Origin of the sequence: Rhizorhabdus sp., assembly GCF_018006725.1 — a bacterium.
In the GTDB taxonomy this organism is placed as follows: domain Bacteria; phylum Pseudomonadota; class Alphaproteobacteria; order Sphingomonadales; family Sphingomonadaceae; genus Rhizorhabdus.
This window is the reverse complement of sequence record NZ_JAGMXV010000056.1, coordinates 1-23,427: the sequence shown is the minus strand read 5'-3', so window position 1 is coordinate 23,427 and position 23,427 is coordinate 1. Positions and strand designations below refer to the sequence as shown.

20 protein-coding genes and 1 tRNA gene are annotated in these 23,427 nt (G+C 65.4%); 8 read left to right on the top strand and 13 right to left on the bottom strand.

The window, feature by feature from the left end:
* Positions 1-279 precede the first annotated feature (279 nt).
* The 3 genes from KAY22_RS10215 to KAY22_RS10205 are packed head-to-tail and all read left to right on the top strand — an operon-like array spanning position 280 to position 2,781.
* Positions 280-669, top strand: a complete 390-nt coding sequence (locus KAY22_RS10215; protein WP_296622930.1) for a DUF3489 domain-containing protein — start codon at positions 280-282, stop codon at positions 667-669.
* Positions 669-1,121 (top strand): DUF2924 domain-containing protein, encoded by a 453-nt coding sequence (locus tag KAY22_RS10210; RefSeq protein ID WP_296622928.1) that lies wholly within the window; start codon positions 669-671, stop codon positions 1,119-1,121. Before KAY22_RS10215 ends, KAY22_RS10210 begins: the two co-directional genes overlap by 1 nt.
* Entirely contained in the window at positions 1,114-2,781 is a 1,668-nt protein-coding gene (locus KAY22_RS10205) for a recombinase family protein (protein ID WP_296622926.1), read from the top strand. Before KAY22_RS10210 ends, KAY22_RS10205 begins: the two co-directional genes overlap by 8 nt.
* Before the next feature lie 246 nt (positions 2,782-3,027).
* Here KAY22_RS10205 and KAY22_RS10200 read toward each other — a convergent pair.
* Positions 3,028-3,102: transfer RNA gene (locus tag KAY22_RS10200), tRNA-Thr, on the bottom strand.
* A 124-nt stretch (positions 3,103-3,226) separates the two neighbouring features.
* Here KAY22_RS10200 and KAY22_RS10195 point away from each other — a divergent pair.
* Positions 3,227-3,391: a hypothetical protein gene (locus KAY22_RS10195; protein ID WP_296622923.1), complete on the top strand. Its 165-nt coding sequence runs from the start codon at positions 3,227-3,229 to the stop codon at positions 3,389-3,391.
* Here the strand turns inward: KAY22_RS10195 and KAY22_RS10190 are convergent.
* The 7 genes from KAY22_RS10190 to KAY22_RS10160 form a co-directional block, all read right to left on the bottom strand.
* A complete protein-coding gene (locus KAY22_RS10190) occupies positions 3,385-3,927 on the bottom strand; it encodes a CAP domain-containing protein (RefSeq protein WP_296622921.1) in 543 nt (180 codons plus the stop codon). The two genes, KAY22_RS10195 and KAY22_RS10190, sit on opposite strands and share 7 nt — an antisense overlap.
* A gap of 88 nt (positions 3,928-4,015) precedes the next feature.
* Positions 4,016-5,821: an aminopeptidase P family protein gene (locus tag KAY22_RS10185; protein WP_296622918.1), complete on the bottom strand. Its 1,806-nt coding sequence runs from the start codon at positions 5,819-5,821 to the stop codon at positions 4,016-4,018.
* Positions 5,822-5,963: 142 nt separating this feature from the next.
* Positions 5,964-6,533 carry a gamma carbonic anhydrase family protein gene (locus KAY22_RS10180; protein ID WP_296622914.1) on the bottom strand — a complete coding sequence of 190 codons (570 nt, stop codon included), beginning with the start codon at positions 6,531-6,533 and terminating at the stop codon, positions 5,964-5,966.
* The gene (locus KAY22_RS10175; protein WP_296622912.1) at positions 6,530-7,060 is read right to left on the bottom strand and encodes a GNAT family N-acetyltransferase; all 531 of its coding nucleotides are present in this window, start codon (positions 7,058-7,060) and stop codon (positions 6,530-6,532) included. Before KAY22_RS10175 ends, KAY22_RS10180 begins: the two co-directional genes overlap by 4 nt.
* Positions 7,057-8,049, bottom strand: coding sequence for a porphobilinogen synthase (gene hemB, locus KAY22_RS10170; protein ID WP_296622910.1), 993 nt, complete (start codon positions 8,047-8,049; stop codon positions 7,057-7,059). The genes KAY22_RS10175 and hemB overlap by 4 nt, the downstream gene beginning before the upstream one ends.
* An 80-nt stretch (positions 8,050-8,129) precedes the next feature.
* Positions 8,130-8,930, bottom strand: coding sequence for an SDR family oxidoreductase (locus tag KAY22_RS10165; RefSeq protein WP_296622908.1), 801 nt, complete (start codon positions 8,928-8,930; stop codon positions 8,130-8,132).
* 11 nt (positions 8,931-8,941) lie between these two features.
* The gene (locus KAY22_RS10160) at positions 8,942-11,377 is read right to left on the bottom strand and encodes a TonB-dependent receptor (RefSeq protein ID WP_296622906.1); all 2,436 of its coding nucleotides are present in this window, start codon (positions 11,375-11,377) and stop codon (positions 8,942-8,944) included.
* Positions 11,378-11,666: 289 nt separating this feature from the next.
* Here KAY22_RS10160 and KAY22_RS10155 point away from each other — a divergent pair, with 289 nt between their 5' ends.
* The 3 genes from KAY22_RS10155 to KAY22_RS10145 all read left to right on the top strand — a co-directional run bounded on the left by KAY22_RS10155 (position 11,667) and on the right by KAY22_RS10145 (position 13,587).
* Complete coding sequence (locus KAY22_RS10155) at positions 11,667-12,137, top strand: Lrp/AsnC family transcriptional regulator (protein WP_296622904.1); 471 nt, start codon at positions 11,667-11,669, stop codon at positions 12,135-12,137.
* The gene (locus tag KAY22_RS10150) at positions 12,134-12,592 is read left to right on the top strand and encodes an Lrp/AsnC family transcriptional regulator (protein WP_296622901.1); all 459 of its coding nucleotides are present in this window, start codon (positions 12,134-12,136) and stop codon (positions 12,590-12,592) included. The genes KAY22_RS10155 and KAY22_RS10150 overlap by 4 nt, the downstream gene beginning before the upstream one ends.
* Before the next feature lie 68 nt (positions 12,593-12,660).
* The gene (locus tag KAY22_RS10145; RefSeq protein WP_296622898.1) at positions 12,661-13,587 is read left to right on the top strand and encodes a YegS/Rv2252/BmrU family lipid kinase; all 927 of its coding nucleotides are present in this window, start codon (positions 12,661-12,663) and stop codon (positions 13,585-13,587) included.
* 126 nt (positions 13,588-13,713) lie between these two features.
* Here the strand turns inward: KAY22_RS10145 and KAY22_RS10140 are convergent, their stop codons facing one another.
* From KAY22_RS10140 to KAY22_RS10130, 3 genes are all read right to left on the bottom strand, one after another.
* Positions 13,714-14,607, bottom strand: coding sequence for an ROK family protein (locus KAY22_RS10140; RefSeq protein WP_296622895.1), 894 nt, complete (start codon positions 14,605-14,607; stop codon positions 13,714-13,716).
* On the bottom strand, positions 14,604-15,713 hold the full coding sequence (locus tag KAY22_RS10135; protein ID WP_296622893.1) for a glycoside hydrolase family 68 protein: 1,110 nt from the start codon (positions 15,711-15,713) through the stop codon (positions 14,604-14,606). The genes KAY22_RS10140 and KAY22_RS10135 overlap by 4 nt, the downstream gene beginning before the upstream one ends.
* Positions 15,714-15,807: 94 nt before the next feature.
* Positions 15,808-18,264, bottom strand: coding sequence for a TonB-dependent receptor (locus KAY22_RS10130; protein ID WP_296622891.1), 2,457 nt, complete (start codon positions 18,262-18,264; stop codon positions 15,808-15,810).
* Positions 18,265-18,417: 153 nt separating this feature from the next.
* Between KAY22_RS10130 and KAY22_RS10125 the strand changes: the two genes are divergently transcribed.
* Entirely contained in the window at positions 18,418-19,749 is a 1,332-nt protein-coding gene (locus tag KAY22_RS10125) for an MFS transporter (protein WP_296622889.1), read from the top strand.
* 4 nt (positions 19,750-19,753) lie between these two features.
* On the opposite strand, the gene KAY22_RS10120 is transcribed toward KAY22_RS10125, so the two are convergent.
* Positions 19,754-21,151: an MATE family efflux transporter gene (locus KAY22_RS10120; protein WP_296622887.1), complete on the bottom strand. Its 1,398-nt coding sequence runs from the start codon at positions 21,149-21,151 to the stop codon at positions 19,754-19,756.
* Position 21,152: 1 nt separating this feature from the next.
* On the bottom strand, positions 21,153-23,427 hold a 2,275-nt coding region (locus KAY22_RS10115; RefSeq protein WP_296622885.1), incomplete at its 5' end, for a valine--tRNA ligase.

Here is a 23,427-nt window from a genome sequence, read left to right as displayed (position 1 = left end):
ACGGAAGACCATCGAACATCGCCGCTTGCTCCACCGCAAGATCGCCGCTTAATATCAACCCCAGGACGAGGCCCGCACTCCGCTAATTTACGCCGCGAGTTGTGCCAAATGTTCTGACGACGGACACTCATTCTCCTCACTGCCGCCGCCAAGACCGAAGGCGGCTCTATCCTGCCGGCACCGGCCCATATCGCCCAGTACGACATCCACGTTCGCGAGGCAGTCAGCCTCCTCGTCGACCGCGGCCTGGCCGAGGAGGTTAATGTCGACGAACCCGAGATGAGCTACCGCGCCGATGACGAGAATATGTTTGGCGCGATTATCAACGACGCCGGACGCGAGACCGCCGAGATCAGCGGCGCGGCCCCCGATCATCCCGTGATGAGCTGTGCGCACCGTGAACGCAAGCCGGTGAAGAAGCCGGCCACCAACACCGCGCCTCCACCTCCTGCACCGACGGACGCCAAGGTACCGGGCGGCAAGCAGGTCAAGGTGATCCAGATGCTGAGCCGCAAGTCCGGCGCATCGCTAGACCAGATCATTGAGGCGACGGGCTGGCAGGCGCATTCAGCGCGGGCGGTGCTGAGCGGCTTGCGCAAGAAGGGGTATGACATCGACCGGACGACGACCCCGAAGGGCAGTGTCTATCGCATCACGAAGGCAGGCTGATGAACTACAAGCTCGAGCAAAGTCTGACTGCGCTGGCGACGATGTCGCCAGCGCAGCTCCGTGAAGAATGGCTATTCGCCTTCAGCGAGGGAGTGCCTGACGTACCACCGTCGCTCCTCTGCAGGATACTGGCCTACCGGCTGCAGGAAACGTGTCTCGGCGGCCTGCCCGCACAAGCCCAGCGTATGCTCGACATCGTCGCTGACGGGGTGACGCCTCTCCCCGAGCCCGAAATCCAGCTGAAGCCCGGGTCACGCCTTCTGCGCGAGTGGAACGGCAAACTACATACCGTCATGGTCGATGAGGGTGGTTTTAGCTTCAACGGTCAACGCTTCGCGTCTCTATCGCAAATAGCGCGAGAAATCACCGGTGCGCACTGGTCCGGACCCCGCTTCTTCGGTTTGAAGCGAAGGCCGCCTCCCCCATCGAGAGGAGCGGCGGCTCATGGCTAAGCGCGGACCAAAAACGCTTGCCACAACCTCGACCGGAGCCCGGCAGGTTCGCTGTGCGGTGTATACCCGTAAGTCGACCGACGAGGGGCTCGATCAGGCGTTCAACAGCCTCGATGCCCAACGCGAAGCCTGCGCCGCCTATATCGCCAGCCAGGTCCATGAAGGTTGGCAGCTCGATCCCACCTTGTATGACGATGGTGGCTATTCCGGCGGGACGATGGAGCGCCCTGCCCTCAAGCGCCTGCTAGCCGATGTCGAGAGCGGCCGCATTCAGGTCATCGTGATCTATAAGGTCGACCGGTTGACCCGTGCCCTGTCGGACTTCGCCCGCATCGTCGAGGTGCTCGACCGCCATGGCGCCAGCTTCGTATCGGTGACCCAGGCCTTCAACACCACGACCAGCATGGGGAGGCTCACGCTCAACGTCCTTCTCTCCTTCGCCCAATTCGAGCGTGAGGTCACCGGCGAGCGTATACGAGACAAGATCGCGGCCTCCAAGAAGAAGGGCATGTGGATGGGCGGCCCGATCCCGATGGGCTATGACCTCGGGGACCGAAAGCTCCTCATTAATGAGGAGGAGGCCGAGACCATCCGTTACATCTTCAACCGGCATGTTGAGCTGGGCTCGGTTCGTGAACTGGCCGACGACCTTGAGGCCAAGGGCATCCGATCAAAGGTCCGGACCATGCAGGATGGACGGGTTACGGGCGGCGCGCCCTATGGCGTCGGAGCTCTTGCCTATCTTCTACGCAACGTCCTCTACATCGGTCAGATACGCCACGGCGATCAGATCTACGATGGAGAGCATGAAGCGATCATCTCCCCGGATCTCTGGGAAGCTAATCAAATGCTGTTCAGCAAGGCCGTCAATTTGGCCCGCACGAGGAAAAGCCTGCCCAGCCCGCTCAGCGGCCATCTGGAGGACGCGCTGGGTAGACCGATGGGGCCGGCCCACGCCAACCGCGGCAACCGGCGCTACCGCTACTACGCCTCGCGAGCGTCTTCACAACATTCCGAGGCCGCTTGGCGCATCCCTGCGATCGATGTCGAAGCGATCATCCAGCGGGAGCTGACTGCCTTTCTTGGTAACCCGCTTCGCATATCCGCCGAGCTCGCCGATTCAATGCAAGCCAATGAGGGCCTCGGAGACGCCTGCACCGGCCTTGCCACTTGTGCTAACGATGCAGCCGCGCTCGGTAGTCTTTTGGACAGGCTGGGAGCCCGCATCATCCTCCGTCAGGAAAATATCTCGATCGAGATCGAAGCGGACAAGCTCCTCGGACTGCTCTTCTGCAACGGTTCGGTTGAGACCGGCAAAATCATAACATTGACCATTCCAGTTCAGATGCGCCGCCGGGGTCATGAGCTGAAGCTGATCTATGCAGCGCCGGAAGCGCGACCGGCGGTGCGAGACGATCGGCTCATCAATCTCCTAGGCCAAGCGCGGATCGCCTATCGGGATTTGCGAAATGGGAAAGCTACCGGGGCTTCCCGGCGGCAGGCGGTTCGGCTGGCTCGACTTAGCTTCCTAGCACCTGACATCGTCATGGCAATCCTGGATGGCCGTCAGCCCATCGAACTCACGGCACGCTCACTACTGCGCGTTGGTGACCTGCCGATCGAATGGAACGAGCAGAGGCGCTTGCTCGGTTTCTCTTGAACAACCTCATACCAAACTAAGCTGAGGCGCGCCGCGAACGCGCCTCGCCTTTTTCCAGCCTCATGAAAATTCGTGGACAGTTTTCTCGCCGGTAGAGACGGTGGTCAGAAATTGGCCAGATTCGCCCGAGACCGAGCCGGTCTCTGTCCACACTTTTCAAGGCTGGCCTGGAAATGCCCCGGAACCGCGGGCTTTTCTGGGGGACCCGCCAAGCGGTCTCTGAAACCCCGTTCGCTTCTGACTGAATGGTGCTGCCGGTGAGGATTGAACTCACGACCTCAGCCTTACCAAGGATGCGCTCTACCACTGAGCTACGGCAGCACTGCCAGCATGTTGCGGGCGACCGGGGCGCTAAGTCCCTGCGGTGTGGCGGGCCTATGGACAATGCGGAGGCGTCCGTCAAGGCGGCTTGCCTGTTATTTCGATCCGGCTATCGATCCTCGCCATGAGCGACGACAAAACTCCCCCCGCCCGGTCTGCCGCCGAGGAGCGCGCCGAGCGGCTGGCGCAGGCGCTGCGCGACAATCTGCGCCGCCGCAAGGCGCAGGCACGCGCGCAGAACGACCAGCCCCCGGCAGAGCGGGGGCCGGCTGCGGGCGAGGATCAGTAAGGCTTTTCGCCGATGACGTTGCCGCCTTCGAGATAGCGGCAGACCAGGACCTCGTCCTGCTCGTTGCTGGCAATCGCGCAGCCCACCTGGGTCGTGGAGCGCCAGATCAGCTGGGTGTAATGGCCGACATCGCGCCACTGCCCCGTCGTGCTGTTGCGGGGGAAGGGGCCGTTGACGAAGATCTTGCGCTCGTCGACCCACAGATTCACCATCTGCTCGGGCGTGTAATAGCCCTTCGTGCCCCGCCAGAGATTCTCGCCCTCCTCCCCGTCGGTCGGATCGGCATAATCGGCGGTGTCGCTATGCTCGAGCCCATCGATGAGGGTAAGCTGCTGTGCCCACTCCATCGACTGGCGCGCCAGCTTGTCGCTCCACACCAGCGGAGGAATGCCCAGGCGCACGCGCTCGGCATTGTGCGCGGCCAGCAGGCGCTGGTTCACGTCCTGCGGCGTCCACAAGGGAGAAGCCGCGCCCAGCGCGAGCCAGGCGAGCGGCAGCACGGCGCAGCGCAACAGCCTGATCGACCGCCGATCCATATAGCGCTTAAGCCCCACCCCCTGCAAAGCAACCGGACCCCACAATCCGGCCGTCCGCAGCAATGAGTCGCGGCTCGGCGGGGAAGTGTTAAGCGTCGTTATCCATGGATACAAGCAATGGCGCCGTAACATCCGCCAGCCAGTCAGCGGCATCGCCCTCCAGCTGGGGTCCGACCACCGCCCGCACCTGCGCATGATAGGCATCGATCCAGGCGATCTCGCCCGCATCCAGCATATCCGTGTCGATCAGGGCACGCTCATAGGGCGCGAAGGTCAGCGTCTCGAAGCCGAGCATCTCCTTTTCGCCGCCCTCGATCGCGCGCTCTTCCACCAGGATCAGATTCTCGATCCGGATGCCGTACTCGCCCGTCTTGTAATAGCCAGGCTCGTTGGACAGGATCATGCCCGGCTGCAGCGGCTCGTCGCCCCCGCCGAAGGTCGCGATGCGCTGCGGCCCCTCATGCACCGACAGATAGGCGCCGACGCCGTGGCCGGTGCCATGGGCGTAGTCGAGCCCAGCCGCCCACAGATGCTGGCGCGCCAATATGTCGAGCTGACCGCCGCGCGTGCCCTTCGGGAAGACCGCGCGGGCGATCGCGAGATGCCCTTTCAGGACGCGCGTATAGCGGTCGCGCATCTCGGCGGTCGGCGTCCCGATTGCGACGGTGCGGGTCACGTCGGTGGTGCCGTCCTGATATTGCCCGCCCGAATCCACCAGATAGAGCGAATTGGGCTCCAGGATGCGTTTGGTTTCGTCGCTCGCGCGATAATGGACGACCGCGCCATTGGGGCCGGCGCCCGAGATGGTGTCGAACGACAGATCGCGCAGCAGCCCGGTCTCCGCGCGGAGGGCCTGCAATTTGTCGGACGCCTGGATCTCGTCGAGCCCGCCCTTGGGGGCCTCAACCGCCAGCCAGTGGAGGAAGCGGCTGAGTGCCGCGCCGTCGCGCGCCTGCGCCGCCTTGTGGCCGGCGATCTCGACCGCATTCTTGATCGCCTTGGGCAGTACGACCGGATCGCGCTCCTCGATCAGCGTCGCACCCGCGCCCGAGAGCGCTTCGAAGATCGCAGCCACCGCCCGCTCGGGATCGACCGCGACCGTCTTGCCCGCCATCGCCTTCAACGCCGGCTCGAACGCCGCCCGGTCATGCAAACGCACGCCATTGCCAAGATGCGCCTTCACCGCCTCGTCGAGCTTGTCGGGCGCCACGAACAAATCAGCGGTCGCATCGGCATGGACCAGCGCATAGGCCAGCGCGACCGGCGTCCGGTCGATATCCTGCCCGCGAATGTTGAACGCCCAGGCGATCGAATCGAGCGCCGAGAGCACCGCCGAGTCAGCCTTCCGGGCCGCAAGCCAGTCGGCGATGTCGGCGCGCTTGGCGGCCGAGGATTGCCCGGTCAGCGCATCGGGCTGCACCACCAGCCGCGCCGCCGAGGGCGCGGGCCGGTCAGGCCAGATCGCATCGACCGGGTTGGTGTCGACCGCAACCAGTTCGGCGCCCTTGCCCGCCAGCGCCTTGCGCGCGGCTTCGACCCAACCCCGTGTGTGGAGCCAGGGATCATAGCCGATACGGCCGCCGTCGGGGGCATGCTGCTCCAGCCACTGCGCGGTGCTCGTCTGCGGCACCGATTGATAGCTCCAATGCTGGCCGTCGACCTGCTCGCGGACCTGCAGCGTGTAGCGCCCGTCGACGAAGATCGCAGCCTCTGCCGGCAGCACCACCGCCGAACCCGCCGACCCCTGAAAACCGGTCAGCCAGGCAAGCCGCTGCGCATAGGCGCCGACATATTCGCTCATATGCTCGTCGGTCAGCGGCACGACGAACCCGTCGAGCCTGCGCCGCGCCAACTCCTCGCGGAGCGCCTTCAACCGATCTTCATAGCTGGACATGGAACCGAAACCTCGATGCGGACAGAGAGCCTAGATAGGCCCCCGCCCGCATCGCGGCAACGGGTGCAAGGGAGCCATTATCTGCTCTCCGCCCAGACCAGAATGCACGCGTGCATATCGCGGAGACCGGATGCCGGCCGTGTCAATTGCCGTGGGGGCTGCCTCCAGAGCCATTCCCCGATTCCGTCAGCGCCTTTTTATGCTTGCGCGCCTCGACGACATAGGCCGCCACGCCCTTCTGGTTGTTCGCCATCTCCTCGGGCGTCAGGTCGCGCATGTAGCGGGCGGGGCGGCCGCTCCAGAGCTGGCCGCTCGGGATGCGCTTGCCGGGGGTGAGCATCGCGCCCGCCGCCAGCATCGCGTCGGACTCGATCACGCAGCCGTCCATCACCAGCGCGCCGAAACCGACGAAGGCGCGGTCGTGCAGCGTGCAGCCATGGACGGTCGCCATATGGCCGATCAGCACGTCGTCGCCGATCACGGTCGGGTGGGTGCCGGTCGAGATGTGGATGACGCTGCCATCCTGAACGTTGGTCCGCGCGCCGATGTGGATATAGTTGCCGTCGCCGCGCACCACGACATTGTACCAGAGGCTCGCCTCCGCGCCGATCCGGACATGGCCGATCACGCGCGATCCGGGCGCCAGAAAGGCGCTGTCGTCGATCTCGGGCGTGGCGCCCTCATAGGTCAGGACGGTGTGGTCGTAGCTCATCGCGGTCTTTCGATGCTGTAGGTGACATGGGCCTTCAACCGCTCCTCGAGACCGGGCAGCGGATGATCGAAGTCGAGGTCGGGACGGCGCGTCATGCCCAGCCGCTCCATCAGGCCCCAGGAGCGCACATTGGCCGGCACGGTGATCGCCCAGATGCTGTCGACGCCATGGGCCCAGCCCCAGTCGAGCGACGTCTGCGCGGCTTCGCGGGCATATCCCTTGCCCCAGTGTTCGCGCGCCAGCCGCCAGCCGATCTCGGTGCGGCCCTCGACGGGCGTGCCCGCCGCCCCCGGCTTCAGCCCGCAAAAGCCGATGAACGCTCCGCTCGCCCGCTCCTCCAGCGCCCAGAAGCAATGGTCGATCGCTTCCAGCAAGTCCCGCTGCCGCGCGATCGCTGCCGCGACGTCGTCCGCCGTCTGCAGCGGGCCGAGATAGGCCATCACCTCGGGATCCTGCCCCATGGCGAGGAAGGGCGCGGCGTCTTCGTCGCGCCAGCCGCGCAGGATCAGCCTTTCGGTACCAATCATGCGCCCATGAGGCGCGCGGCGTGAAGCGCATGATAGCTGAGCACACCCGAGGCGCCGGCGCGCTTGAACGCCATCAGCGTCTCCAGCACCATCGCGTCGCGGTCGGCCGCACCGGCGGCGACGGCATGCTCGATCATCGCATATTCGCCCGACACCTGATAGGCGAACACCGGCACCTCGAAGCGCTCCTTCACCAGCCGGACGATGTCGAGATAGGGCAGCCCCGGCTTGACCATCACGCTGTCGGCGCCCTCGGCGAGGTCCAGCGCCACTTCGCGCAGCGCCTCCTGCGCATTGGCGGGGTTCATCTGATAGCCCTTCTTGTCGCCCTTCAGCAGGCCGCGCGTGTCGACCGCGTCGCGAAAGGGGCCGTAGAAGGCCGAGGCATATTTGGCGGCATAGGCCATGATCTGGACATTGACATGACCCGCGCCTTCCAGCGCCTCGCGGACCGCGCCGATGCGGCCGTCCATCATGTCCGACGGGGCGACGATGTCGCTGCCCGCCTCGGCTTGGACCAGCGCCTGTCCGACCAGGATCTCCTTCGTCGGATCGTTCAGGACATAGCCCTCGGCGTCGACCAGCCCGTCATGGCCGTGGCTGGTATAGGGATCGAGCGCGACGTCGGTCAGCAAGCCGATATCGGGGACCGCATCCTTGATCGTCCGGATCGCGCGGCACATCAGATTGTCGGGATTGAGCGCCTCGCGCCCGTCATCGCTGCGCTTCTCGCGCGGGGTGTTGGGGAACAGCGCCAGGCAGGGGATACCCGCGTCGCGCGCTTCCTTCGCCTTCGCCGCGATCTGGGACAGCGGCCAGCGCGAAATGCCGGGCAGCGAGGCGATCGGCTCGACCTCGTCGCCATGGGCGATGAAGACCGGCCAGATCAGGTCGGCCGGGGTCAGCACGGTCTCGGCGAACATCGCGCGGCTCCAGCCGTGGCGGCGGGTGCGGCGGAGACGAAGGGCGGGGAAGGATGCGTGAGTCATGCCACAGCTTTAGACCCGGCGCGGCACAGTGCAAAGCCGATGGCGTCGGGGAGGAGATGTCGCACCCTCCCTGCCCGCCGTCAGCCGACCTGTTCGGGCTCGGGCGCCCAGGCGACGCCGTTGATGTGCGATCCGCCATCGACGAACAGCGTGTTGCCGGTCAGATAGCGGCTGCCCTCGCTGGCGAGAAACAGCGCCACCGGGGCAATGTCTTCGTCGACGTCGCCGGTCCGCCCCATCGGATTGAGCGCGTCCATCGCCGCCGCATTGTCGGGATATTCGGCCTTGAAGCGCAGATAGGCGGCGCTGGCGGCACCCGGGCAGATGATGTTCGCCGTGATCCCATAGCGCGCCCATTCGCGCGCGGCGGTGCGGGTCAGGGCGCGCAGCCCCTCCTTGCCCGCATTGAAATCGGCCGAATAGATATGCGCGTTGACGCCGTTGAGCGAACAGATGCTGATCACCCGTCCCCAGCCGGCCTTGCGCATATGCGGGAAGCAGGCGCGCATCGCCCAGACGCTCGCCATGATCGACATGTCGAAGCTGTGCGCGAACTCCTCGTCGGTCTTGTCCTCGAGACGACGGATATGGCCGCCGCCATAGGCATTGTTGACGAGGATATCGACGCCGCCGAAGCGCTCGCCTGCTGCTGCGACCGCCCCGAGCAGCTGCTCCTTCTTCGTCACGTCGGTCTGGACGAACAGCGCCGATCCCCCCGCCGCCGCGATCGCCTGCGCGCGCGCCTCGCCCACCGCCGGGTTATACTCCGCGATGACGACATTGGCGCCTTCGCGCGCGAAGCGGCTGGCGATGGCGCCGCCGATGCCTTCGCCGCCACCGGTGATCAGGGCGGTCTTTCCTGCGAGTGTCTGCACGATCATCTCCTCCCTGTTCACTTGCCGAAGCGGTAGCGGATGTTGAGGCCGTAGGTGCGCGGCTCGCCATAGAGCGCCGCGTCGAAGCCCAGCGCCGAGGCGAGCGGATAGCCGCCGACGATGTACTTCTTGTCGGTGATGTTGTTGGCAAAGACGCCGACGTCGATGCCGCGGCCGAAGATGTCGGCCCAGTCGAGCCGCGCATTCCACAGCGAATAGCTGGGATAATAATCGAGCGGCGTATCGGGGTCGGACGTCGTCACCCGGTCGGTGAAGCTATAGTCGCTGGTGATGGTGACCGATCCGGCGTCGCCTTCGAACAGCGTATATTGGCCGTTGATGCCGGCCTTCCATTCCGGCTGGAATGCGATCTGCCGGCCGACGCGGCAAGCGGTGCCCACATTGGTCGCGCATTTGGCGTCGAGATAGGAGGCGAAGCCCCCGATCGTCAGGTTGCGCGACGGCTTGAGCAGCACCTCCAGTTCGCCGCCCTTGTTGGTCGCCTTGCCCGCATTCTGGACGAGGTTGATGAAGGAGCCATTGGCGAGCACCGGCAGCGAGATCTGGATGTCGCGATATTTGTCGACGAACAGCGACAGGTTGGTGCGCAGCGGGACGCCGATGTCCCAGTCAGCCTTCAGCCCGACCTCCCAGTCGTCGACCTGCTCCTCGCCGAAGGTGGCGAACTGCGCGGCCGGCGCCGGAAGGTTGAAGCCGCCGCTCTTATAGCCGCGCCGATAGGCGACATAACCGAGGATTCGGTCGGTCAGCTCATATTGCAGCGTCGCGTCGAAGGTCGGCGCGCTGAAGCTCGCCTTGCCCTCGACCGGGCATTCGATACCGCCCGTCGCGGTGTTGGTCTGGGTGCAGTTGCCGGCATCGTCGGTGACCGAAGAGGTCAGGAAACGCTTGTCCCAGGTGTAGCGAAAACCGCCCGACAGCTGCAGCTTGTCGGTGATCTGCCACTCGACATGGGCAAACAGCGCGTCGCTGCTGTCGCGATAATAGTTGCCGGTGTTGCTGGCCGCGCCGAACACGACCGAGCGATAGCTCTGGTCGATCCCCGGCGTGGTCTTCTCATGGTAGAAGCCGACGACATAGCTGATCCCCGCATCGGGCAGCTTGCCCTGGAGCTGCACCTCCTCGGTGAACTGGTTGGCGCCGCGGACATAGGGCGGGTGATCGCCGGTGCCCGGATATTCGCCATAGGCATAATCAAGGCCCGCCGTGATGTCGGTGGTCTCGGCGGTACGGCTGCGCCGCATCGAGATGATGTTCTTCAGCGTCAGATCATCGGTCAGCTCGATCTGGGTCCGGTTGGTAATGCCGTAAGCCTTGTTGCGATTATAGACCGGCCGGCGGTTCAGGTTGCGCCGGACCCCGATCTGCCGCTGCAGCGCCAGCGCGTCCTGGAATTGCGCAGGCGTCAGCCCCGACAGGCTGAAACCGCCATTCGCGCCTGCGACGAAGGCCGCCACCGCCCCGCCGAAGGGCCCGGTCGGGCAATTGGGCAGCGCCACCGACAGGCAGGCGATCGGGGTCGGTGCGCCAGCCAGCAGCGGGATGATCGCCGGCAGGCCGAAACCCTGCTGAAGGGCGTCGGGAACCGGCAAGGCGCCCAGCTGCGCGCCGGGATTGATCGCCCGCAGGACGAGACCGTTGCCGGTGTTGTCGCGGAAATTATAGTCGACGATCGTGTTGCTCTCGATCCCGTCGGTCGGACGCAGCAGCAGCGACACGCGGAAGGCGTCGTGGTTGCGGCTGTCGGCGCGCTGTCCGGTGTAGATCGACCTGGTGAAACCGTCGCGACGCGACCAGGAGCCGGCGAGGCGCAGCGCGACCCGATCCTCGACGATCGGCAGGTTCACCATACCCTCGACCTCATGATAGTCGAGATTGCCGACGCTGCCCTTCACATAACCTTCGAGGTCGAAGGTCGGGCGGTTCGGCTCGAACAGCACGGCGCCGCCGGTGGTGTTGCGGCCGAACAGCGTGCCCTGCGGCCCTTTCAGCACCTGGACATTCGCCAGGTCGTAGAAGACGCCCGAGCCGGCAATGGTGGTCGGCACCTCGGCAAAATAGGTGGCGACGCTGGTGAAGTTGCGCGCGCCTCCGCCGATGATGCCCGGCCCCTGCCCGCGAATGTAGAAGCCCGCCTCGTTGCGGTTGTTCTGGAAGATGTTGAGCGCCGGCGCCGTCTGCCGCAGCGCCTCGGTCGAGAGAATGCCGCGATCCGCCAGCGTCTCGCCCGACAAGGCGGTGATGGCGACCGGCACATTCTGCAATGCCTCGTCGCGGCGACGCGCGGTGACGACGATGTCCCCCAGCGTGACGTCCGTGCCGGCCGCCTGGGGCGCCGTTCCGACCGGGGCCTGCTGCGCCTGTACCGGTGCCATGGCGAACATGATCGATCCTGCGGCGCCGAGCCGCAGGACGCTCTTGAGCGTCTTCATAAAGTCTCCCTCTCCTCTCCGGCTTGATGCCGGCTTGTGGCGGAGAGCGGGATCGACGCTGGATCACCGCGACTGTGCGCGGGTCCATCCTCTGATTGGCGGATCCTGCCATGACGACGGTCCATTGCCGTCATCTTTTTGACGAATCACGACGCAAAATCTCTCCTGCCGATTTTCATAATCGACTAATGCGTAGTATGTACATGCTCATTCTACGCTTTCGTATCATCCAGCGATGCCGATTGCGGGACGCTGGCCGATCGGAGAGAAGATGCGGGTGGGAGGTGCCATGGGTGACAGCAGCGAATTCGCCTTCGACGCGCTCGACTGGAGGATCGTCGACCTGCTCAAGGCGAACGGGCGCATCTCCAATCAGGAGATTGCCGAGCGGCTGAGCGTCACCCGCGCGTCGGTCGGCTCCCGCATCCAGCGGATGACCGATGCCGGTGCGCTGCGGATCGTCGCAGCGGCCGATTTCGGCGCCTATGATTACAGCGTCCTCATTGCCCTCGCGATCAAGGTGACCGGCCGTTCGCCACAGGCGGTGGCCGAGGAACTGGCCACCCTCCCCGCCATTTTCGCGGTGCACCTCGTCACCGGCACCCATCATGTCGAGGCGCTGGTCGCTGTCCATGACTTCGCCGAACTGTCGGATGCGGTGATGGGGTCGATCAACGGGATCGCGGGCATCGCGCATGTCGACGCCTGTATCGCGACCGACGTCGTCTTCTACAATTTCGACGTCGGGATCGCGCGGTGAACCGGATCGACCTGGACGAAACCGATCGCGCCATCCTCGACCTGCTGGGGGAGGACGCCCGGCTGAGCAACCGCGCCATCGCGCGGCGGCTTGAACTGGCCGAGGGAACGGTGCGGACCCGCATCAAGCGGCTGACCGATCGTCGCCTGCTGCGCTTCACCGCGATCACCGACCACCGGCAGCACGGCAATCCGGAGTTCGCCTTTCTCCGCATCCGCGCCGACATGCGGCAGGCGCAAGCGATAACCGAAGCCTTGCGCCGCTATCCGCAGCTTCGCACCGTCATCATGACGCTCGGCAATTTCAACATATTGGCGGTCGGCCTGTTCGACAGCCGGGAAGAGATCGGCAGGATCACTGCGGATCTGCTCGAGAGCGTGCCGGGCGTGCTCGACGTGCAGGCATCGATCGTCACGCGCTCGATCAAATATAATGAGCGCATCGCCAAGCTCTGACGTCCGACCCGTAAAAAAGCTTGAGCCGAAATTGGGCCCGAAACGAATCTGAGGCGTTGTGGCTGCGCATGACACAGCCAGACGCCCCCCGCTCCGCCATCCTGCCGCGCTCTGCCATCCTGATCGTCAACGCGATGTCGCGACAGGGCAGAGACCTGTTCGATCAGGCTTGCGCAGGACTCAAAGCGGCGGGCATCGACCTGATCGATACGGTCGCAGTCGAGGAGCCCGGTTCGCTCGAACGCCACGTCCGCGACGCCATGACGAAGCGGCCGCCGATGCTGATCGTCGGCGGCGGCGACGGCACGCTGTCCGGGGTGGTCGACGCCATCGTCGGCACCGACACCATCTTCGCAGTACTCCCGCTCGGCACCGCCAACAGCTTCGCGCGGACTTTGTGCATTCCGCTCGACCTCGACGGCGCGATCGACGTCATCGCCTCGGGCGCGCCCCGCAGGATCGATCTCGGCATGATCGACGACGATTATTACTGCAATTGCGCCGCGATCGGTCTGTCGACCAAGATCGGCGGACAGATTCCGCCCGTGCTGAAGAAGAGCCTGGGCCGCCTCGGCTATCTGATATGGGCGACCTGGCAATCGATGAAGTTCCGCTCCTTCCGCCTGATCGTCACCCAGGACGGCCAGCGGCACGAGATCGACGCGCTCGAGGTGCGGATCGCGAACGGCCCCTATCATGGCGGCGTGGAACTGGTCGACGACGCCGACCCGCAGAGCGGCGAGATCGTCGTTCAGGCCGTCGTGGGCCGCTCGCCCGTGCAACTCGGCTGGAGCTGGTTCACCAGCTGGCTGCGCCTGCGCGCGCGCAAGGACACCACCGTCGAATATCGCGGCCGCGAACTGCGCGTGGAAACCGTCCCGCCGCTCAAGGTTTCGATCGACGGCGAGGTACTGGCAAAGACCCCGTTCACCGCGCGGGTCGCGCCGGGTGTAATCAATGTGATGGCACCCACAGAGTGCGCCCAGCCCGGGTGACGGCTTTATTTCGGGGACAGTATACTAATTACGGTGCAGCGTGCCTTCTAAGCCCGCAAGTTTGTCGGTAATTAGTATACTGTCCCTGACAACACAGCGCGGTGTCCCCGATTTGATCGGGGTCGTCTATCGGCCCAGGGCGGCTCGTCCCAGCATCACCGCGCCGAGCGGACCGGCGTCTTCACCCAGGCCGGGCGGTACGATCAGCCGCTCCATCACCGCCTCGTCGAGGTCGTCGAGATAATCGTTGAGCAGGTCGCCCGCATGGCGCCGGATCATCGGCAGCAGCGCGGGCCGCAGCTGGGGCACCCCGCCGCCGATCACGAAGCGCTGCGGCGAGAGAGCGAGGATCAGCATCGCCGCCCATTCGCCAAGGTCCATTGCGACGCGCCGCCACAGCAGATCGTCGTCATCGACATCGGCCAGCGGGCGTCCGGCGCGCGCCATCAGGCCGGGGCCGCTGACAAGGCCCTCGATGCAGTCGCCATGGCTCGGGCAGCCGCCCGGAAAATCGTCGCCAGCCTGCCGCCGGATACGCATATGCCCCGCTTCGGGGTGCATGCGGCCGTGCAGCGGACGGCCATCCATGACGACGCCCAGCCCTACCCCCGTTCCAACGGTCGCGTAGATGTGCGCACCGCAACCCTGCGCAGCGCCCCATTGCCCTTCGGCGAGCGCCGCACCGTTGACGTCGGTGTCGATCGCAATCGGCAGATCGAATCGCTGCCGGAAATGCCCCAATATGTCGGCGCCGGCCCAGCCGGGCTTGGGCGTACGCCCCATATGGCCGAAGCGGGGATGCGCGGGGTCGAGCATCAGGGGGCCGAAGCTCGCGATGCCGATCGCGGCTACCGGCTCTTCCGCCATCCACCGCGCCAGTTCGGCCGAAATCAGCCCCAGCGTGTCGGGCGTCGCCGTCGGCCAGCGCTCCCGCCGCAGGATCGTCCGGCCGCGCGCAAGACTAGCGATGCACTTGGTGCCGCCCAGTTCGACCCCGGCGATCAGGGCCTCGTCGGTCATGCGACGAAGGCCCGGTCGCCCTCCAGGCGCAGCGTGAGTTCGGGGGACGGCATGCCCCCGAAATGGGCGCGGGCCTCGGCCGCGTCAACCGGCGGTTCGGCCAACCCCACCATGTCGGCGAAGCTCTGCACGGTCAGGTCGGGCAGCACGAACCAGCTATAGGACTGGAACGGCGCCTCGGGCGGATTGGCGAAGACCAGCCCGCTGCCGTTGATCGGCCGCCAGGGGCCGCTCAAACGGTCGGCGACCATGCCGTAGATGCCATTAGGTCCGGCCTGAACGCCGGGCGCAAACACCTTCTTCTGGGTCGACCAGAACAGATAATAGCGGCTGGCGTGAAAGACGACATGGGGGCGTTCCAGTTCGTTGTTCACACCCTCGGCATCGATCACCGGCGGCAACAGCGTCCAGCGGCCATCCGCCTCGCGACGGGCCGCGCCGACATTGCCGTTCCAGTTCGACGCCGCCTGCGGACTGGATCCGGCGAAGAAGACATAGTCGCGCCCGTCCGCCGGATCGCGGAAAAAGGACGGGTCGCGAAACGCCTTGATCGTGCCGATCCCGCCGCCGCCTTCCAAGTCGCGGACATAATGTTCGCCATCCGGCACCACCATTTCGCGCGGGGGCGACCAGGGCGAAAAGCCGATCGCATCGCCCTCGATGCGCAACGTCGCCTGCGTCTCGAACAGGCGCTGACCGAAGCTCAGCGGTTCCTCACCGCGTTGCCCGGCGACGGTGTAATAGAGCGTGACCTTGTGATGATCGGGCGAGATCACCGCCGACCCGGACCATTCGCGGCTGCCGGGCGAGAAATCGTCGGGGAAGAGCAGCCCCAGATCGCGCCATGCGCCGCCCTTGCGGTGCAACAGGCGCAGCCGGGCATGGCCGTGGCGGGCGTCGGGATCGGGTTGGAGCGGCGCCGACAGGAAGATGAAGAGCTGCCCGCCCGCAATCTCCGCCTGACGCCCGTCCTCTTCCTGGATCGGCCAATAGTCCCACAGGTCGACATCGGGCAGGATCGGCGCCGGCCGCTCGATGACGGGGGCAACCGCCATGGTCTGCGGATCGAGTGCGGCGAGATGGTCGGCGGTCCAGCGGCAGGCCATCGAAGTCATTCCCGGATCAGAGACGTGAAGAAAAATGCCATGGCCCCGCCGAGACAGGAGGGAACAGCGGGGCCATGGGTCCAGACGCTGGCGCCTAGAGCTCGTATCGGATCGAGGCAGAGATGGTCCGGCCGTTGATCGAGCGCGCACGGACGATGCCGTTCGCCGGGATCGCGCCTTCTTCCGCCTCGGTGAAGCCCTTCACATCGAACAGGTTGTTGGCGTTGACCGACAGCATCACCCGCTCGATCGGCCGCACCGTCGCGAACAGATTGACCTGGGTGAAGCCCGGAAGCTTCAGCTGGTTGCTGTCCTGCGCATAGCTGCTCGACGTGCCGACCACATTGGCGCCGACCGAGAAGCGGCCATCGTCATATTGCGGGGTCAGCTGGTAGATGAACTTCGCCTGCCGGCGCGGCTTGTTGCCGACCACCGCCGGGTTGAGCACATCGGACGCGATCTTTGCGTCGGTATAGGTGCCGCCCGCCGTGAGGCTGAACGCGCCCATGCGATAGCCGCCTTCCAGCTCAAGCCCGGTCGCGCGATAGGTGCGATTGAAGAAGGTCTGCGTCGTCGCCTCGAAATTCTGCTCCTCGGTGCGCGCGTGGAACAGCGTGGCGTTGACCGTCAGCCCGCCGTCGCGGAACTTCACGCCGCCTTCGAGCTGGCGGACATAGTCGACCGCCGCACTCTTGTCGGTCAGCTTGCCGGTGGTCGTGTTGACCGCCGGACCGAACAGCAGGCGATCGGCATTGGCGCGCGCACCACGGCTGTAGCGGGCGAACAGCGCCACGTTGGTCGACAAGCGGTAGTTGGCGCCCAGCGAATAGGAGAAATATTTGTAGTTGTAGTCGACCGGTGCCGCGCTGCCGAGCGGGATGACGCTGACCTTGGTCTCGGGGACCGAGACCACGCCATTGCCGTTCATGTCGCGGCTGATAACGCCGACCCGGCCACCGCCGAGATCGGCACCCGCGACAGATCCGTTGGCGCTGCCGAAGTCGTAGCGGACGCTGCCGTCGAGGGTCAGCTTGTCCGCCGCCAGGCTCAGCGAGGCGAAGGGTGCGTTGGTGTCGTAGCGGATATCGTAGCTGCGGCGGCAGCAATTGCCGAAGAAGGTCGCGCCATAGCCGAAGATGCCGTTCTGGGTCAGCGCCTGGCCAGCCCCGTTGGTGAGATTCACCAGCGCCGCATTGCCGCCGCCGGTCACTTCCAGCAGCGATGCCGTCCACAGCCAGTCGGTGTCGATCGTCTGGCGCGACTTGTAGAAGCCGCCGGTGAAGGTCAGCTTGCCGAGACCGGTCTCGAAATCGCGGCTCAGACGGATATCGTTGGTGATGTTGTCGAGGCTGTTGAGCTTGACGTCGAACAGCACGATCTGCGCCAGATAGGCGCTCGGCGAGAAGGCCTGGCCGGCGCGTGGGCCATTGGCATAAGTGAGCGTCGAACCGGCACCGCCCAGCGAGGCCGCAATCGCCGCGCCCGTGTCGACCGACGCCGGGAAGGGCGAGGTGAAGCCACCGGAGATGTCCGAATAGCGGAAGCGTTCGGTGACGTTCCAGCCGCCGCCGAGATCGAACTGCGCCTCGAGCCCGACCGCCTTGACCAGTGGACGCTGGCCGTCGCGAATGTCGCGGGTCACCGGATTGTTGTTGCCGTCGAGGGTGACGTTGTCGCGATAATAGCGCGAATGCAGCGTGTCGCCGTTGATGCTGAACCCCGGCAGATTCTGATATTTCGGGTCGCCATTGGTGCCGGTCACCAGCACCGGATTGGGCAGATAGCCAATCGCGCGATCGTTCAGATATTTGCCGTAGAGGCGGATATAGCCGCTGTCGAATTCCTTGGTAACGTTGAACTTGATCTGGCCGCCCTTGTTGGCGTCGTAACCGGCTTTGCGCGGCCCTTCGCCCTGGCGATAGAAACCGCCGACATGGAAACGGACGGTGTCGCTGAGGCGACCACCATAGTCGAAGTCCATGCGCCAGTCGCGATAGTCGACGCCAGCTGTCGCCTGGATGGCGCCACCTTCCTGCTCGCCGGTCTTGGAGATCAGGTTGATCACTCCGCCCGGCGCGTTCGAGGCGAAGGTCGAGGCAGAGCCGCCACGAACCGACTCGACCCGGGCGATGTTGAAGTCCGACCGCATGAAGATGTCGGCATTGCCGAAGGTAATGTCGCCGAACTCCAGGACCGGCAGACCGTCCTCCTGCAGCTGAAGAAACTTGGAGCCGCCCGAGGCGACCGGCAGACCGCGCACCGAGATATTGGCGTTGCCCTCGCCACCCGAGGACTCGGAACGGATGCCCGGCAGGTTGCGGAAAATCTCGGCGACCGATCGCGGCGCGGCCTTGGCAATCTCGGCCTCGCCGATTGAGCTGACCGTAACGCTGGTGCTGAGTCGGTTCGAACTGCGCGCGACCGCCGTGACGACGATCTCCTCGCCCGAAACCGCATCGCCTGCCGGAGCCTCGGCCTGCGTCTGCGCCGACAGGGGGGCCGCCGCGATCAGGGCGGCGGAGCTGAACAGGACTGTCCGAAGATGCCTCATAATCTCTCTCCCACGCCGATCTGAGCTCGGCCTGAACACAGGATGCATAGAACGGAAAACGATTGCAACAACAAATTGCAATCGTTTGCAGATAGGATTACAAATGGCTGACAGGGCATATAAAACAGACCCAGATGGATGGAGAGGAAGGGCATGAACGCTTCCATGACGACCAAGCCGCGCCTGTCCCTCGGGCGAATCATCCAGATGAACCTCGGCTTCCTGGGCCTGCAATTCAGCTTCGGGCTCCAGCAGAGCAACATGGGACCGATTTACAGCTATCTCGGCGCCGACGAAGCCTCGATGCCGTTGCTGTGGCTCGCAGGTCCCATGACCGGCCTGCTCGTTCAGCCGGTGATCGGCGCGCTCAGCGACCGGACGGTGACACGCTTCGGCCGTCGCACCCCCTATTTCCTCATCGGCGCGATATTGTGCAGCCTGTGCCTGTTCGCCATGCCCTACAGCCGCACGCTGTGGATGGCTGCGAGCCTGCTCTGGATTCTCGATGCAGCCAACAATGTCACGATGGAGCCCTATCGCGCCTATGTCAGCGACCGGCTCGACGAGGCCCAGCGCCCCTTCGGTTTTCTGACGCAAAGCGCCTTCACCGGGCTCGCCCAGACCCTCTCCTATCTGTCGCCCTCACTCCTGGTCTGGTGGGGGTTCGACATGAACGCCCTCGACCCCAATGGCATCCCCGTCGTCACGCGGATCGCCTTCATCATCGGGGCCGTCCTGTCGCTGTCGACCATCCTCTGGTCGGTGTTCCGGGTGCGTGAACTGCCTTTGTCGGCGGAGGAGATCGCGGCGATGCGCGCCGAGCCCATGTCGGTGCGGACCACGCTGCGCGACCTGAAGACGGCGATCGTCGAAATGCCCACGCCCATGCGGCAGCTGGCGGTTGCGATGCTGTTCCAGTGGTATGCGATGTTCTGCTACTGGCAGTATATCACCTTCGCCCTCGCCCGCTCGCTATACGGCACGGCCGATCCGATGAGCAGCGGCTTCCGCCAGGCGGTTCTCGTCAACGGGCAGATTGGCGGCTTCTACAATTTCGTCGCCTTCCTCGCCGCCTTCGCGATGATCCCCCTCGCCCGCAGCATCGGGGCACGATCGGTCCACGCCGCGGCGCTGGCCGCATCGGGCATCGCCATGGTCGCCCTGCCCTTCACCCCCCATGGCCTGTTGCTGCTGCCGATGATCGGCATCGGCATCGGCTGGGCCAGCATGATGGGCAACACCTACGTCATCCTCGCCGACAGCATCCCGCCGAACCGGACGGGCATCTATATGGGCATTCTCAACATGTTCATCGTCATCCCGATGATGATCGAGAGCCTGACCATGCCGCTGATCTATCGCCCGCTCCTCGCCGGCGACCCGCGCCATGTGCTGGTTCTGGCCGGGTTGCTGATGGCGGCCGGAGCCATAGCCACACTGGCGATCCGGCAGCAGCGCCCGACCGGGACGCCCGCGCTGGCCTGATCCGTCAGGCCAGCCCTCGCTCCGCCGCCACCGCCTCGTCGGCCAGCGAGCGGTTGCGCCAGCCGCCGCGCACATAATAGGCCCAGGACAGCAGTGCCACGACCAGCGAGCTGGCCGGGAAAGCCCACCACAGCGCGTCGAAGCCCAGCCAGCGTTGCGCCATCACCGCGAAGCCGAGACGGCAGATCACAAGACCGACGATCATTATAACCAGCGGCGCCAGCACAACGCCATTGGCGCGCACCGTCGCGAAGAAGACCATCGTCATGCCCGAGAAGAGGAAGCTCCATCCGGCGATCAGCTGGATCTCGCGCGCGATCGGGATCGCCGGGCTATCGGCACCGAGGAAAAGCCCAAGCACCGGCCGGTCGAACAGTGTCAGCAGCAGGACCAGGACGCCCGTCAGCAGGAAATTGTAGAGCAGGCCGCTGCGCGTGATCGCACCGACCCGGTCCCAGCGGCCCGCGCCGATATTCTGCGCCGCCATCGCACTGACCGCCGAGCCGACCGCCAGCGCGGGCATCTGGACATAGTTCCAAAGCTGCACCGCGACGCCATAGGCGGCCGTAGCGATGACGCCCGCATGGTTGACGAGGCCGATCATGACGAGGCCCGTCGCGGTCAGGACGAACATCTGCAGCCCCATCATCACGCCCTTCGACAGGATCAGGCGCAGCAGCGTCCATTGCGGCAGCAGATAGCGGAACTCAGCGCCGCGCAGCCGGACCGGCAGATCGCGCCAGTAGACGACCGCCAGCATGCCCGTGAACGACACCGCATTGGCGATCAGCGTCGCGATGGCCGAGCCGACGATGCCCATTTGCGGAAAGGGCCCCATGCCCATGATCAGCAAGGGATTGAGCCCCGCGTCGATGATCGTCCCGGCAATCATGAACCAGAGCGGTGTCATCGCGTCGCCGACGCCGCGCAACGACATCATCAGGAGGACGACGAGCGCGCTGAACGGCAGGCCGAGCAGCATCGTCTTGAGATAGGCCGAGGCGAGCGGCGCGGCGTCGGCGGGGGTTCCGAGCAGATGGAGCAGCCGGTCGGTGAACCCGACCCCGACCGCGACCATCACGAAGGAAATGCCGAGCAGCAGCCCCGCCGCCGCGCCGAAGACGCGCCGCGCGGAGTCGGTATCCCGCCGTCCGACATGTTGGCCGATCAGGATCATCGCCGCCATGGCGAAACCGAACAGCGCCGAGAAGATCAGGAAGATGATGTTGGTGGCGTTGGCGGTCGCCGCGAGCGCCTTCTCCCCCAGGAAGCGCCCGATCCAGATCGTGTTGATCGAGGCGTTGAGCGACTGGAGGACATTGCCCGCCAGCGTGGGAATGGTGAACAGCAGCAGGGTCTTGCCGATCGGCCCCTGCGTGAGGTCCCGCTGCTGTTGCGCCATCTCAGCCGAGCCGCGCCAGCGCTGCGCTCAGCTGCTCCGCCTCGAGACTCTTCTCCGCATGATCGGCGCGCGCCTTCTCGACCGCTTCGGGCTTCGCCTTTTCGACGAAGGCCGGGTTGTTGAGGCGGTTGGCGAGCCCGTCGCGCTCCTTCTCCGCCGCGGCGATCGCCTTGGCGAGGCGCGCGCGCTCGGCGTCGAGGTCGATCACGCCCTCGAGCGGCAGCACGAATGTGGCCTCGTCGACCACGACCTGCGCGGCACCGCCGGCCGGTGCTTCGCCCTCGGCCGGGTCGATGCGCGCAAGCCGCGCGATCGCGGTCGCATTGGCGCGCAGCCGGGCCAGAGTCTGTTCGCTCGCGCCCCGGCTGTACGCCGGCAGCCGCGTTCCCGGAGGGACGTTGAGCCCGTTGCGTGCCGCGCGTACTTCGCTCACCAGCCGGATCAGCCAGTCGATCTCCGCCTGTGCATCGGCATCGATCGCGCCTTCGTCGAACAGCGGCCATTTCGCCAGGATCAGCTCGTACGGCCGTTCGCCCAGCGCGTGCCACAGCTCTTCGGTGATGAACGGCATGAACGGGTGGAGCATCACCAATATCTGGTCGAGCGCCCAGCCGGCGACGGCGCGCGTCTCGGCTGCCTGTGCCGGATCGGCATCCTCGCCGAGCAGCGGCTTGCTGAGTTCGATATACCAGTCGCAGAAGCTGGCCCAGACGAAGTGGTAGATCGTGTTGGCGGCCTCGTCATAGCGCAGATCCTCGATCGCGCGGTCGAGTGCCTTCACCGTCTTCATCGTCTCGGCGATGATCCAGCGGTTGACCGCCAGCTGCGCCGCCGGGGCCTTGATCGCGGTCGAGGCGCCGATGCCGTTGCCCTGCGCGAAACGGGCCGCGTTCCACAGCTTGGTCGCGAAGTTGCGATAACCCTCGACCCGCTTCTCATCGAGCTTGATGTCGCGGCCCTGGCTCTCCATCGCGGTCAGCGTGAAGCGCAGCGCATCGGCGCCATAGGTGTCGATCAGGCCGAGCGGATCGACCGTGTTGCCCTTCGACTTCGACATTTTCGAGCCATCGGCCGCGCGGACGAGACCGTGGAGGTAGAGCGTCTTGAACGGCACCTCGCCCATGAAATGCAGGCCCTGCATGATCATGCGCGCATCCCAGAAGAACAGGATGTCGAAGCCGGAGATCAGCACGTCATTGGGGTAGTGGCGGGCCAGCAAGCCCCTCTCCTTCAGGGGAGGGGTCGGGGGTGAGGTCTCGCCGGACAGCGAGGGGTTGCCCATCACCTCGTCGGGCCAGCCCAGCGTGCCGAACGGCCACAGCGCCGACGAGAACCAGGTGTCGAGCACGTCGGGATCGCGGGTCAGCGTCCTGCCGCCGGCCAGCGCCTTCGCCTCTTCCTCGTTTTCGGCGACGAAGACATTGCCGTCCTCGTCATACCAGGCCGGGATCTGGTGGCCCCACCAGAGCTGGCGCGACACGCACCAGGGCTGGATGTTCTCGAGCCAGTTGAAATAGGTCTTGGACCAGCTTTCCGGCACGATCCTGATCGCGCCCGAACGCACCGCCTCGATCGCGGGCTTTGCCAGCGTCTCGGCATCGACATACCATTGGTCGGTCAGCCAGGGCTCGATCACCGCGCCCGAACGGTCGCCCTTGGGCGTCTGGATCACGCGGTCCTCGATCTTCTCGAGCAGGCCCGCCGCTTCGATCGCTGCGACGACCATCTTGCGCGCCTCGAACCGGTCGAGGCCCAGATAGTCGGCAGGGATGAGCCCGTCGCTGGTCTGCACGACCTTCGCATCGGCATCGAGCATGTTGAGCATCTCGGCCGGCTTGAACCCGGCGCGCTTGCCCACCTCGAAATCGTTGAAGTCGTGGCCCGGCGTGATCTTGACCGCGCCCGAACCCAGTTCGGGATCGGCATGCTCGTCGGCGACGATCGGGATCAGGCGGCCGGTGATCGGCAGGCGTACCTGCTTGCCGATCAGCGCCTTGTAGCGTTCGTCCTCCGGATTGACCGCGACCGCCATGTCGGCGAGCATCGTCTCCGGCCGCGTCGTCGCGACCGAGATCGTCCCGCTGCCGTCGGCGAGCGGATAGGAGAAGTGCCAGAAATGCCCCTGGACTTCCTTGGTCTCAACCTCGAGGTCGGAGATCGCGGTCTTCAGACCCGGATCCCAGTTCACCAGCCGCTTGTCGCGGTAGAGCAGCTTCTGGTTATACAGGTCGACGAACACCTTGAGGACGGCGCGCGAGAAGCCCTCGTCCATGGTG

Excerpts from the sequence above, each read along its gene's own strand:
- KAY22_RS10120 (WP_296622887.1), bottom strand. The coding sequence starts at position 21,151 with ATGGCGCAACAGCAGCGGGACCTCACGCAGGGGCCGATCGGCAAGACC.
- KAY22_RS10160 (WP_296622906.1), bottom strand. The coding sequence starts at position 11,377 with ATGAAGACGCTCAAGAGCGTCCTGCGGCTCGGCGCCGCAGGATCGATC.
- KAY22_RS10195 (WP_296622923.1), top strand. The coding sequence starts at position 3,227 with ATGAGCGACGACAAAACTCCCCCCGCCCGGTCTGCCGCCGAGGAGCGC.
- KAY22_RS10180 (WP_296622914.1), bottom strand. The coding sequence starts at position 6,533 with ATGAGCTACGACCACACCGTCCTGACCTATGAGGGCGCCACGCCCGAG.
- KAY22_RS10185 (WP_296622918.1), bottom strand. The coding sequence starts at position 5,821 with ATGTCCAGCTATGAAGATCGGTTGAAGGCGCTCCGCGAGGAGTTGGCG.
- KAY22_RS10155 (WP_296622904.1), top strand. The coding sequence starts at position 11,667 with ATGGGTGACAGCAGCGAATTCGCCTTCGACGCGCTCGACTGGAGGATC.
- KAY22_RS10125 (WP_296622889.1), top strand. The coding sequence starts at position 18,418 with ATGAACGCTTCCATGACGACCAAGCCGCGCCTGTCCCTCGGGCGAATC.
- KAY22_RS10140 (WP_296622895.1), bottom strand. The coding sequence starts at position 14,607 with ATGACCGACGAGGCCCTGATCGCCGGGGTCGAACTGGGCGGCACCAAG.
- KAY22_RS10175 (WP_296622912.1), bottom strand. The coding sequence starts at position 7,060 with ATGATTGGTACCGAAAGGCTGATCCTGCGCGGCTGGCGCGACGAAGAC.
- hemB (WP_296622910.1), bottom strand. The coding sequence starts at position 8,049 with ATGACTCACGCATCCTTCCCCGCCCTTCGTCTCCGCCGCACCCGCCGC.
- KAY22_RS10145 (WP_296622898.1), top strand. The coding sequence starts at position 12,661 with ATGACACAGCCAGACGCCCCCCGCTCCGCCATCCTGCCGCGCTCTGCC.
- KAY22_RS10215 (WP_296622930.1), top strand. The coding sequence starts at position 280 with ATGAGCTACCGCGCCGATGACGAGAATATGTTTGGCGCGATTATCAAC.
- KAY22_RS10210 (WP_296622928.1), top strand. The coding sequence starts at position 669 with ATGAACTACAAGCTCGAGCAAAGTCTGACTGCGCTGGCGACGATGTCG.
- KAY22_RS10190 (WP_296622921.1), bottom strand. The coding sequence starts at position 3,927 with ATGGATCGGCGGTCGATCAGGCTGTTGCGCTGCGCCGTGCTGCCGCTC.
- KAY22_RS10165 (WP_296622908.1), bottom strand. The coding sequence starts at position 8,930 with ATGATCGTGCAGACACTCGCAGGAAAGACCGCCCTGATCACCGGTGGC.
- KAY22_RS10130 (WP_296622891.1), bottom strand. The coding sequence starts at position 18,264 with ATGAGGCATCTTCGGACAGTCCTGTTCAGCTCCGCCGCCCTGATCGCG.
- KAY22_RS10205 (WP_296622926.1), top strand. The coding sequence starts at position 1,114 with ATGGCTAAGCGCGGACCAAAAACGCTTGCCACAACCTCGACCGGAGCC.
- KAY22_RS10135 (WP_296622893.1), bottom strand. The coding sequence starts at position 15,713 with ATGGCCTGCCGCTGGACCGCCGACCATCTCGCCGCACTCGATCCGCAG.